Origin of the sequence: Coriobacterium glomerans PW2, assembly GCF_000195315.1 — a bacterium.
Classification (GTDB): domain Bacteria; phylum Actinomycetota; class Coriobacteriia; order Coriobacteriales; family Coriobacteriaceae; genus Coriobacterium; species Coriobacterium glomerans.
This window is the reverse complement of record NC_015389.1, coordinates 1,678,826-1,695,877: the sequence shown is the minus strand read 5'-3', so window position 1 is coordinate 1,695,877 and position 17,052 is coordinate 1,678,826. Positions and strand designations below refer to the sequence as shown.

The following is a 17,052-nucleotide window of genomic DNA, read 5'->3' as shown; positions in this document are numbered from 1 at the left end:
CATCACAAGTCCCGGAAGTCGCCGCGCGCATCTTGGGGTACAACGGAATCAAGCTCGTCAGCGAGGAAAGGAAAAATTTCATGAAAGAGGATAAGACGCCCAAACCGCCGGAGGGCTTTATGGAGGGACCCGATGCTTCGCCATCCCGCGCCGGGCACGAAGAGGATCCCACGAGCCTGATGCCCGGTACGGATGGTCATGTGGCCGATGCATGGGACTCGACTTCGAACCAACCCCCCTTTGCTCCGCAGACGGAGACCGTGAGGCAGACGGTTGTGAAGACCAAGGCAAAGAAGTTCCCCGTGTTCTTGAGCGGGCTCATCGGAATCGCGGTGGGCGCTCTTCTGCTGTTCGCACTCGCCATGTCCGGTGCCCTGCAACTGGACGGCAGCGATGTCGGCTCCTCCGGCAGCTCAAGTTCCTCAGGGTCATCCGGTTCGCAGACGATCAAGATCAATCCCGAGGACAACTCGCTCGCGGAGGCCGTTGCCGCCAAGGCGCTGCCCTCGGTCGTGTCCGTCTCGGTCCAGCAGAACATGTCAAAAGCGGGAATGGGCTCCGGCGTGGTGATCGACAAGGACGGGGACATCGTTACGAACTACCATGTCATCGAGAACGCCTCCGCTATCGTCGTGCAGCTCTCGGGCGAGAGCTATGAGGCCGAGATCATCGGCACCGACAAGTCGAGTGATCTGGCTGTGATCAAGATGAAGAAGGTCGATTCCTCGAAGCTCACTCCTATCGACATCGGCGATTCGACCTCGCTCGCGGTCGGCCAGTGGGTTATGGCGATCGGCAGCCCGTTTGGCAACGAGCAGTCGGTCTCAACGGGTATCGTGAGTTCGCTGTATCGCTCCACCGCTCTTCCGTCCGCATCGGGTACCTCGATCTATGCGAATATGATTCAGACGGATGCGGCGATCAATCCCGGAAACTCCGGCGGCGCGCTCGTGAACAGCAAGGGCGAGCTGATCGGGATCAACTCGATCATCGAATCCACCTCGGGATCGAGCTCGGGTGTCGGTTTCGCGATTCCATCCAAGTATGCGATCGATATCGCCAAGCAGATCATTGCGGGCAAGACACCGGCGCATCCCTACATCGGTCTCACCGTGAGCTCTGTCAACGCGCTGTCCGCGCGTCAGTTCAACTTGAGTGCCAGCGAGGGAGCACTCGTGAACAGCGTATCCGAGGGCAGCCCGGCGGCCGAGGCCGGCATCAAGGAGAACGATATCATCACGCGCATGAACGACAAGCCCGTCACCTCAGCCGACAACCTGATCATCTCGTTGCGCGAGCACAGCGTCGGGGACACCGTGACGCTCACGCTCAAACGGGGCGGCGACGAGAAGAAGGTCGATGTCAAGCTCGGGTCCGATGAATCCGTATCGAATCAGCAGGAAAGCTCGAAGGAGGACGCGACGAAGGGGAACGGATCGGGCAACTCGATGTCGCAAGATCAGTTCCTGCAGTATCTGCAGAACCTGCTGGGCAACAACGGCGGACAAAACGGCGCGAAGCGAAACTGAGCAAACGCTCAGAGCAAGCCCAGCCAGAGTGCTCGGGTCGGGTGAGGATGCTGGCCGCGGGCGGCGCGATCCGCAAGGATCGCGTCGCCCGGTCGTTTCACCGCAGATGGCAAGCTGAGTCGCCACCTCAGGGCACCGCTGACGATTGCGCGTGATACCCTGTACGGAGAGATCGCGTGCGGGCGGCGGCGCATGCGCGAGTTCGAACGGAGGCGATTATGGCCAAGCTTGTGAATCAAGCCGCGTCGTGCAAACCAGACAGATCGGATGGGCGTATGCCGGGGGAAGCCTCGAAGGATTCCACCGCGCAACCGGCGGGACACATGACCTCGACCGCCGCGGTGCCGCCTGCGGAGCGCGCAGAAGAGCTGCGCCGCCTGCTCGACTACCATGCTTACCGCTACTACGCACTCGACGCCCCCGAGATATCCGATGCGCAGTTCGATCGCCTTCTCAGGGAACTCCAGCAGATCGAGGTCGAGCATCCCGACCTCATCACACCGGATTCCTATACACAGCGCGTCGGAGGTTTCGTCTCCGGTCAGTTTGCTCCGATCACGCACATGGCGCGCATGTACTCAATAGATGACGCGATGGATCTCGATGAGCTGGATGCATGGCTGGATCGTGTCGAATCAGCGCTGGGCGCCGGCAGCGCTGTTTACACCTGCGAGCTGAAGATAGACGGTCTTGGCGTCGCGCTCACGTACCGCAGCGGAAAATTCGTGCGAGCGGCGACACGCGGCGACGGATATGTCGGGGAGGACGTGAGCAGAAACATCCGCACGATCGCCGATGTGCCGATGCGGTTGAGCACTGAGGCCGTCGAACGCATGGGGGACGATGCCAGCGAGGCGATCGAGGTTCGCGGCGAGGTGTACATGCCCAAGGGGAGCTTCGCGCGACTGAACGCGACCGCCGACGCCGAGGGCCGCCCTCCGTTCGCGAACCCGCGCAACGCCGCTGCCGGCTCGCTGCGCCAGAAGGACCCCGCAGTCACAGCCAGACGCGATCTATCCACGTTCATGTATGCGCTCGCCGACACCGCGCCCGTGCACGTCACCTCGCAGCTCGAGTTTCTAGATTGGCTCAGGGAAGCGGGCTTTCATGTGAATCCCAACGTGGCGCGCTGCGCGAGCCCCGCGCAGGTGCACGATTTCTGCGCCGACGCCCTTGCTCACCGCGGCGGACTCGACTACGACATCGACGGCGTCGTCGTGAAGGTCGATTCATTCGAGCTGCAGGAGAGACTCGGATTCACCGCGCGCGCCCCGCGCTGGGCGATCGCATTCAAGTTCCCGCCCGAAGAGAGGCGCACCGTTCTGCGCGAGATTCGCATTCAGGTGGGGCGGACAGGAGTTCTGACGCCCGTCGCGCAGTTCGATCCGGTGAGCGTCGCGGGTTCGACGATCGCCCGCGCGACTCTTCATAACATCGATGAGATCGAGCGCAAGGATGTTCGCGTCGGTGACACGATCATCGTGCACAAGGCGGGGGATGTGATTCCCGAGGTGGTCGGTCCGGTGCTCGATCTGCGCGCTGATGGGGCCCGTCCCTATCAGATGCCAGATCGCTGTCCGGCATGCGGAAATCCCGTCGTGCGCGAGCCGGGACAGGTCGCTATCAGGTGCGTCTCTCTGGACTGTCCGGCTCAGCTGCATGAGCGGCTGCTGCACTGGGTGAGCCGCGGGTGCATGGATGTCGACGGCGTCGGCGCCGAGCTGGTGGACAAGCTCGTCGATGCCGGTCTGGTGCGCGACGTAGCGGATTTCTACACGCTCACCTCCGAGCAGATCGCGGCGCTCGATACCGGGCGAGTCTATCAGAAGACCGTCGCGAAGAAGGGCGTCCGCGCCGGAGATCCGATTCTTGTGGGGAAAACGGTTGCCGACAAGATTGCGGACGAACTCGACCGCTCCAAATCGCGGCCCCTCGGACGCGTGCTGTTCGCCTTGGGCATCCGTCACGTCGGCAAGAGCGTCGGCGAGCTGCTGGCCCGGCACTTCGGCTCGATCGAGGCGCTGATCGAGGCGAACGAGGAGGAAATCGCAGGCATCGATGGAATCGGACCCAAGATCGCGTCGAGCACGAAGATGTTCTTCTCGGTGCCGGAGAATCTGCAGGTCCTCTCACGCTTGCGCGAGGCCGGCGTCGGTACTCAGGAGGGTTCCGGTGAGGTGGAGGCCCGTGAAGCCGAGGAGAGCGGAGTCTCTGTCGAGCTCGCTCGTCAGCGACCTCTGGAGGGTCTCACATTTGTGCTCACCGGTTCGCTCGAGCACAGAACGCGAGATCAGGCGGCAGCGGCACTCGTGGCGCTCGGTGCCCGAGTCGCGGGATCCGTATCGAAGCGCACGAGCTTCGTCATCGCCGGCCCCGGTGCGGGCTCGAAGCTGACCAAGGCGGCGTCTCTGGGTATCGCCGTTCTCGACGAGCGGGAGTTGGAGCGGATTCTCGCCACCGGGCGGGTTTCGGCGTGACGCATGGACTGATCGCCAGATGAAACATCGGATATGAGGAGCAAATCCGCATTTGTCAGGTTTTCGACAGAACCCCCTCGAGTCGGTTGCCGATCTGTACTACAAATAGAAGGGGTCGTCTTCGCGCGGGAGAGCGGGATATGGCCAGACGGCGCGCACCTTGCAGGGATTCGGCCCCTGCCCGTCAGATGCGACGGGTGCATCCAAAGAGCCCATGGCTCTCGTGGGTACATCATTCTGTGGCGGATTGATACAGGGCGCTCGGGCCCGCTCGCCGCCGTCCATAGGGATCTGTGGTACGCAGAAGGGGCATGTACATGAAAGATTTTCGTCGGCTGCTCGGATATCTCGGACCGTATCGCAAAGATGCGATCGCAGGTGCTGTGGTCGTGGCCATAGAGACCTCGCTCGAGTTGTTCATCCCACTTCTCATGGCCGGCATCATCGATCAGGGCATCATGGCCCGAGACACGCAGCTCATCTTGCGACAGGGTGCTCTCATGCTGCTGTGCGCGTTCATTTCGCTGGCGTGCGGTTTGCTCTACGCGCGTTTCTCGGCGCGCACGGCGGTCGGGCTGGGCACGAACCTTCGTCAGGCGGAGTATGAGAAGATTCAGACCTTCGCTTTCGGCAATCTCGATCGCTATCAGACCTCCTCGCTCGTGACGCGTATGACCACCGATATCACGGTCATCCAGAACGCGGTCGCGAGCGGCTTTAGGCCGCTTGTGCGCGGACCGGTCATGCTCGTCATGGGACTTCTGTACGCGAGCTTCATGAATATGCACCTTGCGACCGTCTTCTTCATCATCCTTCCGCTGCTGGCGATCGCCCTGGGCATCATCGTGCGTCGCGTGTCGCCGTTCTATCGTCGCTTTCAGACGGCGATGGATCATCTCAACGGCGTGGTGCAGGAGGACGTCACCGCCGTCCGGGCTATCAAGGCCTATGTGCGCGCGGACTACGAGCGCGAGAAGTTCGGCGGGGTGAACCGCGAGGTCGCTTCCTGGGCGACGCGCACCTTTGGAACAGCCGTGTGCAACCTGCCGATCTTCCAGCTGTCGATGTATGTCGCCGCGACGCTCGTGCTGTGGATCGGCGGCCATATGATCATCGCCGGCGAGCTCAAGGTCGGCCAGCTCACCGGCTTCATGAGCTACGTTTTGCAGATCATCAATTCCCTGATGATGATCTCCAATGTCTTTTTGCTGCTCACGCGAGCTCTCACCAGCGTCGAGCGATGCTCGGAGGTGCTCGACGAGGCACCGGAGCTGTTCTCGGCACCGCAGGGGCAGGCGATATCAACCGTCTCGAGCGGTCGGGTCGAGTTTCGTGACGTATCGTTCAAGTACGGGGCCGATGCCGACCAAGACGTGCTGGAGGATATCAACCTGGATATTCCCTCGGGAACCCGCGTGGGGATTCTGGGCGGAACGGGATCGGGGAAGACCTCCCTGGTGCAGCTCATCGCCAGGCTCTACGATGTCGATCAGGGCCAGGTGCTCCTCGATGGTCACGATGTTCGCGACTATGATCTCACGGTTCTGCGGGATGCTGTCGGCATCGTGCTCCAGAAAAACGTGCTGTTCACCGGCACGGTGCGCGAGAATCTGCTGTGGGGCAATGAAGGGGCCGACGATGATGAGCTCTTGGAGGCATGTCGCCTCGCCTGCGTCGATGAGTTTCTCGAGCGCATCGGCGGGCTCGATGGCGATCTCGGGCAGGGTGGCGACAACGTGTCAGGTGGTCAGAAGCAGCGACTCTGCATCGCGCGAACGCTGCTCAAACGGCCACGTGTGCTTATATTCGACGATTCGACCAGTGCCGTCGACATGGCAACGGAGGCCAAGATCAGATCGAATCTCGCTGCGATTCCCGATGTCACGACGATCGTCATCGCCCAGCGCATCACCTCTGTCATGGATGCCGAGCAGATCATCGTGCTCGACAACGGTCGCGTCCATGCATGCGGCACCCATGATGAACTGCTCGAGACAGATACGATCTACCAGGAGATCTACGCCTCCCAGACTGAATTCGTGCAAGCGGCTCGCGTCGTGAGCTCCGAAGGCGACGAGACGACCGCCGGGTTGATCGACGAGGATTCTCGCGGTCCGCGCGAGAGCTCTTGGCACGCCTGCGCACCCGAGAGGGAACCAGGCGATGAAACCGGTACGAGCGATGCGAAGGGGGTTGAGCCGCGTGGCTAGAACGACCGCTGGGACTCGTCCGAAGAATCTCGGTCATACCGTGAGGCTGCTGCTCCGTTATATGGGTCATGCGAAGATCTCTCTGCTCATCGTTGCGGTGCTCGTTTCCATCTCGGCGATGGCGAGCCTCATCGGCACCTACATGGTCCGTCCGATCGTCGATGGTCTGGCGGAAGGCGATACCTCGCTGCTGGGCGGGCAGATCATGTTCACGGCGACCGTGTACGCTTTGGGCGTGCTGTCCGCGCTGGGTTACACCCAGACGATGGTTCGCGCGGCCCAGCGGGTCGTCTTCGATATTCGCCGCGATCTGTTCGCGCACATCCAGACCCTGCCACTCGCCTACTTCGATCGCAATCGCACCGGCGATATCATGAGCTTTTTCACCAACGACGTCGATACCGTATCCGAGGCGCTCAACAACAGCTTCGCCAACGTCATCCAGGCATGGATCCAGCTCGTCGGCATCGTGGTCCTGTTGTTCGTGCTCAATTGGCGGCTGACGCTGATCACGATCGTCTGCGATGCCATCATCGCCTCGTATGTCAGATTCTCCGGTTCACGCAGCAAGGCGTTCTTCAGTCGGCAGCAGGATGCCCTGGCGGGGCTCGACGGCTACATCGAGGAGATGGTCACCGGCCAGAAGATCGTCAAGGTGTTCAATCACGAGCAGGCGAACGTCGACGAGTTCACCAGACGCAACCAGATCCTGCGCCGCGCCGGCACCTCGGCGCAGGCCTACGCCGCGAGCATGGTGCCGGTGACCGTGTGCATCGCGCTCACGAACTACGCGATCGTCGCGGTGGTCGGTGGCTTTCTCGCGATCAGGGGCATGGCCGATGTCGGTGCACTGGCGAGCTATCTCGTATTCGTGCGACAGGCCGCCATGCCGATCAACCAGTTCACGCAGCTCGGGAACTTCCTTCTGAATGCATTGGCGGGCGCGGAGCGGCTTTTCCTCGCCATGGAGCTCGAGCCCGAGGTCGATGAGGGATCGGTCAAGCTTGTCAAGACCGGGCAGGGCGCATGGGTATGGCAGCTGCCGCAGGGTAAGGGCCTGGGAGCCTTTGGCGCGCTGCTGCCCATGGACGCTCAGGGCAGGGGACCCGATGGAACGGTCCTTGAACGCGGGCCGGTTCCGCTCCATGGTGATGTGCGCTTCCATGACGTTGATTTCTGGTATGTTCCGGAGCACACTGTTTTGCACAAGCTCAACCTGTTTGCCAAGCCCGGTCAGAAGATCGCATTCGTAGGCTCGACAGGAGCGGGAAAGACCACGATCACGAACCTCATAACCCGATTCTACGACATTCAATCCGGTGAGATCACCTATGACGGCATCGATCTCAAGAATATAGAGAAGGCGAGTCTGCGCCGCTCGATCGGTATCGTGTTGCAAGATACGCATCTGTTCACCGGTACCATCGCCGACAACATTCGATTCGGCAAGCTCGATGCGACCGACGAGGAGGTGCGCTCAGCTGCCGAGGCCGCGCACGCCGATTCGTTCATCCGTCGCCTCCCGAAAGGCTACGAGACGCAGGTCGCATCAGATGGCGCGAACCTGAGCCAGGGCCAGCGGCAGCTGCTCGCGATCGCACGCGTCGCGGTGGCGGATCCGCCCGTCCTCATCTTGGACGAGGCGACCTCCTCGATCGATACCCGCACCGAGAAGCTCATCGAGCGCGGTATGGACCGCATCATGGAGGGACGCACGACGTTCATGATCGCGCATCGTCTCTCGACCGTGCGGGACTCCAATGCGATCATGGTGCTCGAGCGCGGCAGAATCGTCGAGCGCGGTACAAACAAGGAGCTGCTCGCCCAACACGGTGAGTACTGGCAGCTGAGCCACGGGCTCAAAGAGCTGGATTAGCGCGGTGGGCAGGTGATGCGCACAGGGGATTCACCCGAAGCGGGTTTACGGGGCCGCCTCGGGTGATCTGGCTGCCCCGCGCAGGTCTCATCTTTCGTCTGCGCCGGGCAGACTCGTATAGGGCAGCGATTCCTCCAAGAAGGCGAAGCTGCGCTTGTAATCCATTGCGAAGAAGCACGCGAAGAGCGTGTCGAGCGCGTATTGCACAGCTATATGGCTCGCAAACTGCGTTATCCGGTGGCACAGGCTCTCTCGATCACTGATCTCGAGATAGGCGGCCAGGCCCGGATGCAGACGCTGCGCACGAGAGGTGCCGATCATGATGACCGGCGTGTTTCGCCGGGCGAGCACCGGAAGCAGCGCGTTGAGGTTGGGCGCCAGCCCCGAATAGGATATGGCGACCGCCGTGCGCCTTGCGTCAGATGCCAGCGCCGTGCGCATCTGACGCTCGAAGCTCGCATGGCAGGATGCCGATTTCCCTGCGGAAAGAAGCCGATCGCAGAACATCTGCGCGGGATGCAGATTGTGGGATTGCGTGTAGATATCCAGAGCAGGGAGCTTCTTGATGAGCTTCGCGGCGCGGTCCATCGCATCGAGATCGAGTAGACTGCGCGTGTCCTCGAGTGTGGCCGCATAGAGCGTCTCGATGCGCTCCGCGATATCGACTGCGCGCGATGCGGCGTCGAAGGGAAAATCGAAATCGATGGCTTCCGTTCGGCGATCTCGCCCGGCGCAGGAACGGGCCACCTCGATCTTCAGCTGCTTGAAGCCCTCCAGTCCAAGCTTCTTGCAGAACCGGTGCACGCTTGCGATGGAGGTCGCCGTGAGGTGCGCGAACTGGTTGATGGAACAGGTCTGGATCTTCTCTCCCATCGAGCGCACGGCGTCTGCAAGCTGCTGCTCGGTCGGCGTCAGTCCCTCAGCGCTCTGTATCCTGCGCTCGATATCCACAAGGTGCCCCCTTTACGCGTGCTTGGTATCAAAATGTATCATGTTCAGCTCGATCGGATAGCCCATCTTCGAAAAGATGTATCCAACAAGGGGAAGCATCTTGAGCGCATCGGTGACGGCCTCCATACTGGGACCAAGGCGGCGGGCTCGGCGCGCTTCGCGTCGGTCCCTGGATTCGGAGGGAGTCGATCATGAGCAGCGAGTTTCCGAAGGGGTTCTTCTGGGGTGGTGCGACGGCGGCGAACCAGCTCGAGGGCGCGTGGAACATCGATGGTCGCGGTCCCTCGGTTGATGACCATTTCACGGGCGGGACGAAGGACACCCCCCGCAGGATCACCGTTGACATTCAACCGGATCTGCTCTACCCCAACCATGACGGCGTCGATTTCTATCATCGCTACGAGGAGGACATCGCACTCATCGCCGAGATGGGCTTCACGATGTTTCGCATGTCCATCAGCTGGTCGAGGATCTATCCCAGAGGCGATGACGAGCAGCCCAATGAGGCGGGTCTGGCCTTCTACGACCGCGTCTTCGATTGCTTGCGCGCGCATCACATCGAGCCGCTCGTGACGCTGTCTCACTATGAGATGCCCTATCATCTGGTTGAGAAGTACAACGGATGGGCGAGCCGCGAACTCATCGGATTCTTCGAGACCTACTGCAAAACCGTCTTCCAGCGCTACCGCGACAAGGTGACCTACTGGCTCACCTTCAACGAGATCAACGTCGGCACCAAAGAGTTGGGCGCGATGCTGGAGACCGGCATCATACAGGGCTTCGAGGGCCCGGCCTCAAAGATCGAGACGTCACTGCAGCTGCGGTATCAAGCGCTGCACCATCAGTTCGTCGCGAGCGGTCGCGTGGTCGCCTTTGCTCATGAGCGCTATCCTCAGTTCAAGATGGGCAATATGGACTGTTTCATCCTGTCGTATCCGGAAACCTGCGATCCGCAAGATGTTTTGGCCACCCAGGCTGAGATGCGTCGGATGAACTGGTTCAGCTCCGATATCCAGGTCAGGGGCGCCTATCCGAGTTACGCCCAGCGCTTCTTTCGCGAGAACGGCATCGAACTGGAGGTCGGCAAAGGCGATCTTGATGATATCGCTCGCGGCAAGGTTGATTTCTACACATTCAGCTACTACATGTCGGGCACCGTGGGGACGCATGAGGGCCACGCAGCCTGTCAGGGCAACATGGTCCGCGGCGGTCTCAATCCCTATCTCGAACAGACCGAGTGGGGCTGGCAGATCGATCCGACGGGTCTCAGAGTCGCGCTGAACGAGATCTACGACCGCTACCAGATACCGCTCATGGTCGTTGAGAACGGCATGGGCGCCAAAGATGAGTTGACCGGTGACGATAGGATTCACGACACGTATCGCATCGCGTATCTGAAAAAACACGTGCTCGCCATGCGGGAGGCGCTGCGAGACGGAGTCGACCTCATCGGCTATACGTGGTGGGGTCCGATCGATCTGGTGTCAGCCGGAACGGGTGAGATGCGAAAACGCTACGGGTTCATTTATGTGGACAAGCACGATGACGGATCGGGCACGAACAGGCGCGTGCGCAAGGACAGCTTTTTCGCCTACCAGAAGATCATCGCATCGAATGGGGCCGAGGGGCTCGAATAGAAGAGGACATCGGAGGCACGAGCTTCGAGGGAGCCTCCGTCCACGCGGTCCATGTGGACCGAGTTCAGCGAGATCAAGCCGGTTTCGGGCATGACAACATGATATGAGAGGGCCGTCGCCCGCGAAAGGGCGACGGCCCTCTTTGCGTTTCGGTCCGGTTGATATGAAACGATGCCGTGTCCGTGCGCTGCAAATGAGGTACTTCGCTTCCGTTTAATCGGAAGCACAACCGTTGGAAATTCATTAAACACACACATATAGTAACTATGAGGAAAGAGGGGCCCATGCGGGACGCAGAGTTCGTGCGCTTCATACGCCAGACAAAGCCGATCAATCCGGCTGATGCCGCAGCCCGGCTCCACGTGAGCGCTCGGACGATCCGCACCTATGTGCACAGGGCCAACCGCGCGATGGAGGGCTTCGCGCGCATCACGCTCAGTCGAGAATCCGGATACGCCATCGTCGAGCAGGATTCGCAGCGCATCGAGGCTTGGCTCTCCGATGCGCTGAGAAGCGTCGAGACCTCTCCCCAGACACCGCAGGAGCGTATCGCATACCTCTTGAACGATCTGCTCATGCGCACAGACTGGATCACGATGGATTCCCTATGCGACATGCTCTACATATCGCGCTCGACGCTTACCGGAGATCTCAAAGGCGTGGAGCGCGAGCTGAATAGGTTCGATTTGTCGCTTCTGAAGCGCCCTCATCGCGGTATTCGAGTCGAGGGCGAGGAGATGGCGAGACGCGTATGTCTGGCGAACATCGCCGTCGAGTCGATGAGCGGGGGAGATCTGGTTCATGGTCATCTGCTCGCCGTCGTTTCCCGCTGCGTCGAGAACGTCGCCCATGCACAGCGCTTCCAGATCGTGACGACCGGCTATCAAAGTCTGCTCGTCCATATCGCCATCGCTTTGCTGCGCATCAAGGAGGGATGCTATGTACCCATGGCCTCCGAGCATCTCGAGCGTCTGCGACCGGCGCGCGAGTACGCGGTGGCGCAGATGATCGCTGAGGGCATAGAACGTGAGATCGGTATCGAGCTGCCTCAGGAGGAAATCGGATATATGGCGATTCATCTCGCCGGAAAGCAGACGCTGCTCGACTCCCAGGGGGACGCTCAGGGGATTGTCATCTCAGATGATGTGTGGGGAGTCGTTTCTCGTATGCTCGAATGCATCTGGGCCGCGTTTCGATTTGACTTCCGCTATGATCTCGAGTTGCGGATGAATCTCGCGCGACATATCGTCCCGCTTGCCGTGAGACTGCGCTACAGCATGAGACTCAGAAACCCGATGCTTCCCGACATCAGGATTCGCTATGCTCTCGCCTTCGCAATGGCGCAGGAGGCATCCCATGTTCTCGGCGCAGCCTATGGAAGCGAACCGTCCGACGATGAGATCGGCTACATCGCGCTCGCCTTCGCGCTCGCGCTCGAGCGGCAGAAAACCGAGGTTTCCAAGAAGAGCATCCTGATGGTCTGCGCATCCGGTGCCGGCAGCGCCCGTCTGCTCGAGTTTCGCTGCCGGCGTGAGTTCGCCGACTATATCGATACCATCGCAACCTGCGATGTTCTAAATCTCGACGCCGTCGATTTCTCAGGGATCGACTACGTCTTCACCACGGTGCCAATCGAGCGCCCGCTCCCGGTGCCCGTTCGCGAAGTGAGCTATTTTCTCGATGGCCAGGATATCGTCGATCTCAGGGATCTGCTGCGAGGCGACGCCGTGAATGAAGCGCTGCACCCGTTTTTCAAAAAAAGCCTGTTCTTTCCGCATATGAGCACAGGGACAAAAGAGGAGGCCCTCGATTATCTGATCGATCGCGTAGCAGAGCGGGAGCCGGTCCATGAGGACTTTCGCAACCTCGTCTGGAGGCGCGAGCGGCTTGTCGCCACGTCGTTCGGCAACGGCGTCGCGATGCCGCATCCGCTGGAGCCTGCAGCCGAAACCACGATCGTCTGCATCGGATTGCTTGATGAGCCCGTGGCGTGGGATGACAGCGGCTGCGATGTCAGAGCGATTTTTCTCGTGGCGTTCGCCCCAGACGTGGACGACTCGCTGAAATCGTTTCTCTCTGTCTTCACCGATATTCTATCGAGCGCGCGTGATATCGACTTGCTGGTGCAGCACCAGAGCTGGAAGACGTTCGCGGATATCGTCGCGAGCGCATTTGCATCTGCGAGGGCTCCAGCGCCAACCGAGAGGAGGTGATGGATTTGACAGAGCAGAATCAGAGCGGCGAGATGATCTCCTTCGGGATCATCGCGTCGGCCGGACACGCCCGGAGCGTCGCGATGCAAGCGGTGAGTGCGGCTCGCAAGGGAGATTTCGAGAGCGCTCGTCGCATGCTCGATGAAGCCAAGCAGGCGGGTCTGGAGGCTCACCTCGCGCAGACCGCGCTGCTCACACGCGAAGCAAGCGGGGACCACGTTCCGGTGGACGTGATGCTCGTGCACGCTCAGGACCATCTGATGACGTCGCTGCTTGCTCAAGAGATGGCCGAGGAGCTGGTGCATCTCTACGAATGCAAACATGATCGCAACGAGTCGCAAGACGTGTGAGCGCACCTCGCGCTCATGCGATCCAAGAAGGGAGAAAGACATGAAGCTGCTGCTTGTATGCGCAGGGGGCATGTCCACAAGCATGCTCATGAAAAAACTCGTGGCCTACGCCGACGAGCATGGAATCGAGTTCTCCGTCGACGCGACGGGATCGAGCGGTCTCAAGAACGCGAATGACTTCGATGTCGTTCTGCTCGGACCTCAGATCGCCTATCAGCAGGAGGCTATAAAAAAGAGGATCGGGGAGGTTCCGATCGGCGTCATTCCCATGCGGGACTACGGCATGGCGAGGTGCGAGAACATCTTCGCTCAGATCGATGATTTGGTCGGATAGCGCTGGAGGGGCGATGACTCATAGAGGAGGGCTCGCAGTGGGGGCGGGATGCAAGCAAGATAGAGACAGGAGCTTGCGTCGACGCATGATCGAGCGGAACGCCAAGGCGAGCCGCTATATGTCCGTCCGTTACGCTGCGGCGGTGCTGTTCTTCGCCAACCTGTGGTGGTCTCTGGCGCTCATACCCGCCTTGACCCCGGTGATCGTGATTCCGCTCGCCAATCTCGTGATCTTTTCTGTCGTGACCGGGGAGGCGGTGTGGATCGTCACGACGGATCGCGAGTTCATGCGTCTCTCGTTTGGCATCGTCGGGGCATCCGCGATGATCTCCGTCGCGCTGCTGCTCGTTGCCATCGTGCTCGGCCCCGAGCTTGTTCTTGCGATTCCCGCCGACCGCGTCGTCGCGCTCATAGCGCTCGCCGTCGCGGTGATTCTCAAGGCGGGCGTACTCAGACAGATCATGCTCATCAAACGGCACCGTGACCGCCGCTACGCGTACTGCGCGTACCTGCTTGAGCGCGCCGATGATTCGAAAGTGAGGTAATCACCTTGTTTGATTTTCTTGAGAGGTACATCATGGGGCCCATGAGCAAGCTCTCGCAGCTTCGGCTCGTGCGCGCCATCACCTTCGCAGGCATGTCCTCGATCTCGTTCACGATCGTCGGATCGATGTTTCTGATCATCAGCGTGCTGCCGCAGGCCTTCCCCGTGCTGGCGGGCATCTGGGCTGCGACCTTCGACAAGATCGCGCCCATCTACATGCTCGCCTACGCCGCCTCGATGGGGGCGATCTCGCTGTACTTTCTCGTGGCGACCTCCTTCGAGTACGCCCGCATCTTCGAGGAGGAGGACGAGGTCGACATCAAACCCCTCAACGCCGTGCTCATGGGCGTCTTCGGTCTGTTTCTGCTCATGCCGCAGATCGCCATCGTCAAAGGCGTGATCGCGCTCGTCAACGTTGCGAAGGGAAACGTCATCAACGGGTGGATGGTGAGCGACTACGGTCTTGATCGGCTGGGAGCGACCGGTATATTCACCGCGATCATCGTGTCGTGGTTCACGGTGCGCATCTACGTGTTCTGCGTCAACAGAAACATCGTCATCAAGCTGCCCGACGTGGTCCCCGAAGGCGTCGCGCGCTCGTTCACCGCGCTCGTCCCCGGGTTTTTCATCGCGCTGATCTGCATGCTCATCCAAGGTGGGCTCATGGCGCTGGGAACCGATGTCTACCGGGTCATCGCCATCCCGTTCAGCTTCGTCACGAATCTCTCGGGCACCTGGCCGGGCATGCTCGTGATCTTCTTTCTGATCCACGCGCTGTGGCTCGTCGGCATTCACGGAGCGACGATCGTATCATCGTTTCTCACACCGATCGTTTTGGCCAACCTGCAGTCCAACGCGGCCGGCACGACGCACGCGGTGCTGGCCGGTGAGTTCTACAACGCTTTTGTGCATATCGGCGGATCGGGCTGCACGCTGGGTCTGACGTTTCTCATGCTGTTTCTCGCCAAGAGCGACCAGCTCAAATACATCGCCCGCGCCGAGATCGCGCCGGCGTTCTTCAACATCAACGAGCCGCTGATCTTCGGGTTGCCGATCGTGTACAACCCCGCGCTCGCCCTTCCGTTCCTTCTGGCGCCGATGGCGGCGATGTCGGTGGCATATTTCGCGATCTCGCTCAACATCATACCGGCGATCATCGTGCAGATGCCCTGGCCGACGCCGGTCGGGCTGGGCGCGTTCATCTCGTGCGGCGGCAGTCTGTCCGCAGCGCTCACCGCGATCGTCGGCGTCGTGGTGGCCACGCTGATCTACTATCCGTTTTTCAAGCACTACGATACGAAGCTCTATCATGAGGAGCAGGAGAAGCTCGCGGCAGACCGGGGTGACGCCGCTGCGTGAGCGCGGTCGAGAGGCGCGCGTCAACAGGAGCGCTGTCAAGCTCAGCAAATGGAAGGGAGAAGAACATGGCTTTGAAAGAGGGTTTTCTATGGGGCGGAGCTGTTGCAGCCCACCAGCTGGAGGGCGCGTGGGACGAGGACGGCAAGGGCCCCTCGATCATGGACGTCACCACGGCAGGGGATGTGAGCCATGCCCGCCGCTTCACAGAGGCGGTCGAGCCGGAAGAGCTCTACCCCAACCATGAGGCGATCGACTTCTACCATCGCTATCGGGAGGACATCGCCCTGTTCGCAGAGATGGGGTTCAAGTGCTTCCGCACCTCCATCGCTTGGACGAGGATCTTCCCGCAGGGTGATGAAACCGAGCCGAACGAGGCCGGTCTCAGATTCTACGACGATCTGTTCGACGAGTGCCTGCGCCATGGCATCCAGCCGGTGGTGACCCTCGCTCACTTCGAGATGCCCCTTGCCCTCGTGAGCAGATACGGCGGCTGGCGCAGCCGCAAGCTGATCGATCTGTTCGTCCGCTTCGCGACCGTGTGCTTCGAGCGCTACCGCGACAAGGTGACGTATTGGATGACGTTCAACGAGATCAACAACCAGTCCAGCTTCAATGACGACTTCAGCATGTACGTGGACTCCGGGATCCTGGCTCGTGAGGGGGAGGACCGCGAGCGGCTCATGTACCAGGCGGCTCACTACGAGCTGGTCGCCTCGGCACGTGCCGTGGAGGCGGGCAGGCGGATCAACCCCGCATTCCGGATCGGCTGCATGATCGCCATGTGTCCGGTCTACCCGTACTCATGCGAGCCCGCCGACGTTCTGCTGGCGCACAAGGCCATGGAGCGCCGGTGCTTCTTCGCCGACGTGCACGCGCGCGGGACCTACCCGCCGAGCATCCTGGCCCTGTGGCGCCGTCGAGGCTTCGAGCTCGACGTGACCGAGGACGATCTGGCGACGCTCGCGCGCGGCACGGTCGACTACATCGGTTTCTCCTACTACATGAGTCTGGCGACGCGCTGGAGCTCGGACAATCCCGGCTTCGACTTCGATCGTAAAACGTCGCTCGTGGTGAACCCCCATGTCAAGGCTTCCGATTGGGGCTGGCAGATCGATCCGATCGGTCTGCGCTACACGCTTGACTGGCTCACCGACATGTACCGGCTCCCGCTGTTCATCGTGGAGAATGGCTTCGGCGCCTATGACACTGTCGAGCGGGACGGCTCGATCCACGACGGCTACCGCATCGAGTATCTGCGCGCTCATATCGAGCAGATGAAGCTCGCCGTCGAGGAGGACGGAGTCGACCTCATGGGCTATACCCCGTGGGGCTGCATCGATCTGGTCTCGGCCGGAACCGGCGAGATGGAGAAGCGCTACGGCTTCATCTACGTGGACAAAGACAACAGCGGAGCCGGCACGCTCGCGCGATCCCGCAAGGACTCATTCTTCTGGTATCAGCGGGTGATCGCTTCAAACGGCGAGGATCTTTCATGATCTGAGGAGCTTCACCGCCAGAATTTCGAAGCGATCCGCATCTGCGACGATCGACTTTGATTACCGAGCACCCCGGC

General features: G+C 60.8%; 12 protein-coding genes. 11 read left to right on the top strand and 1 reads right to left on the bottom strand.

Annotation, left to right across the window (positions count from 1 at the left end; all coding sequences use genetic code 11):
• Window positions 1–80: 80 nt before the first annotated feature.
• The 4 genes from CORGL_RS07480 (at window position 81) to CORGL_RS07465 (ending at window position 8,092) form a co-directional block, all read left to right on the top strand.
• Complete coding sequence (locus tag CORGL_RS07480; protein WP_013709295.1) at window positions 81–1,529, top strand: S1C family serine protease; 1,449 nt, start codon at window positions 81–83, stop codon at window positions 1,527–1,529.
• A 323-nt stretch (window positions 1,530–1,852) separates the two neighbouring features.
• Window positions 1,853–4,006, top strand: a complete 2,154-nt coding sequence (gene ligA / locus CORGL_RS07475; protein ID WP_041739493.1) for an NAD-dependent DNA ligase LigA — start codon at window positions 1,853–1,855, stop codon at window positions 4,004–4,006.
• A 317-nt stretch (window positions 4,007–4,323) separates the two neighbouring features.
• Window positions 4,324–6,216: an ABC transporter ATP-binding protein gene (locus tag CORGL_RS07470; RefSeq protein ID WP_013709293.1), complete on the top strand. Its 1,893-nt coding sequence runs from the start codon at window positions 4,324–4,326 to the stop codon at window positions 6,214–6,216.
• Window positions 6,209–8,092: an ABC transporter ATP-binding protein gene (locus tag CORGL_RS07465; RefSeq protein ID WP_013709292.1), complete on the top strand. Its 1,884-nt coding sequence runs from the start codon at window positions 6,209–6,211 to the stop codon at window positions 8,090–8,092. The genes CORGL_RS07470 and CORGL_RS07465 overlap by 8 nt, the downstream gene beginning before the upstream one ends.
• 87 nt (window positions 8,093–8,179) lie before the next feature.
• On the opposite strand, the gene CORGL_RS07460 is transcribed toward CORGL_RS07465, so the two are convergent.
• Window positions 8,180–9,043, bottom strand: a complete 864-nt coding sequence (locus CORGL_RS07460) for a MurR/RpiR family transcriptional regulator (RefSeq protein ID WP_013709291.1) — start codon at window positions 9,041–9,043, stop codon at window positions 8,180–8,182.
• A 191-nt stretch (window positions 9,044–9,234) separates the two neighbouring features.
• Here CORGL_RS07460 and CORGL_RS07455 point away from each other — a divergent pair, with 191 nt between their 5' ends.
• The 7 genes from CORGL_RS07455 to CORGL_RS07425 all read left to right on the top strand — a co-directional run bounded on the left by CORGL_RS07455 (window position 9,235) and on the right by CORGL_RS07425 (window position 16,975).
• Window positions 9,235–10,680, top strand: coding sequence for a glycoside hydrolase family 1 protein (locus tag CORGL_RS07455; protein ID WP_013709290.1), 1,446 nt, complete (start codon window positions 9,235–9,237; stop codon window positions 10,678–10,680).
• Window positions 10,681–10,964: 284 nt separating this feature from the next.
• The gene (locus tag CORGL_RS07450) at window positions 10,965–12,893 is read left to right on the top strand and encodes a BglG family transcription antiterminator (protein WP_013709289.1); all 1,929 of its coding nucleotides are present in this window, start codon (window positions 10,965–10,967) and stop codon (window positions 12,891–12,893) included.
• Window positions 12,893–13,243 (top strand): PTS lactose/cellobiose transporter subunit IIA, encoded by a 351-nt coding sequence (locus CORGL_RS07445; protein ID WP_013709288.1) that lies wholly within the window; start codon window positions 12,893–12,895, stop codon window positions 13,241–13,243. The genes CORGL_RS07450 and CORGL_RS07445 overlap by 1 nt, the downstream gene beginning before the upstream one ends.
• 40 nt (window positions 13,244–13,283) lie before the next feature.
• The gene (locus CORGL_RS07440; RefSeq protein WP_013709287.1) at window positions 13,284–13,577 is read left to right on the top strand and encodes a PTS sugar transporter subunit IIB; all 294 of its coding nucleotides are present in this window, start codon (window positions 13,284–13,286) and stop codon (window positions 13,575–13,577) included.
• Window positions 13,578–13,662: 85 nt separating this feature from the next.
• A complete protein-coding gene (locus tag CORGL_RS07435) occupies window positions 13,663–14,121 on the top strand; it encodes a hypothetical protein (RefSeq protein ID WP_041738704.1) in 459 nt (152 codons plus the stop codon).
• Window positions 14,122–14,126: 5 nt separating this feature from the next.
• Window positions 14,127–15,479: a PTS cellobiose transporter subunit IIC gene (gene celB / locus CORGL_RS07430; RefSeq protein ID WP_013709285.1), complete on the top strand. Its 1,353-nt coding sequence runs from the start codon at window positions 14,127–14,129 to the stop codon at window positions 15,477–15,479.
• A 65-nt stretch (window positions 15,480–15,544) separates the two neighbouring features.
• Window positions 15,545–16,975: a 6-phospho-beta-glucosidase gene (locus tag CORGL_RS07425; protein ID WP_013709284.1), complete on the top strand. Its 1,431-nt coding sequence runs from the start codon at window positions 15,545–15,547 to the stop codon at window positions 16,973–16,975.
• The last annotated feature ends 77 nt before the right edge of the window (window positions 16,976–17,052 follow it).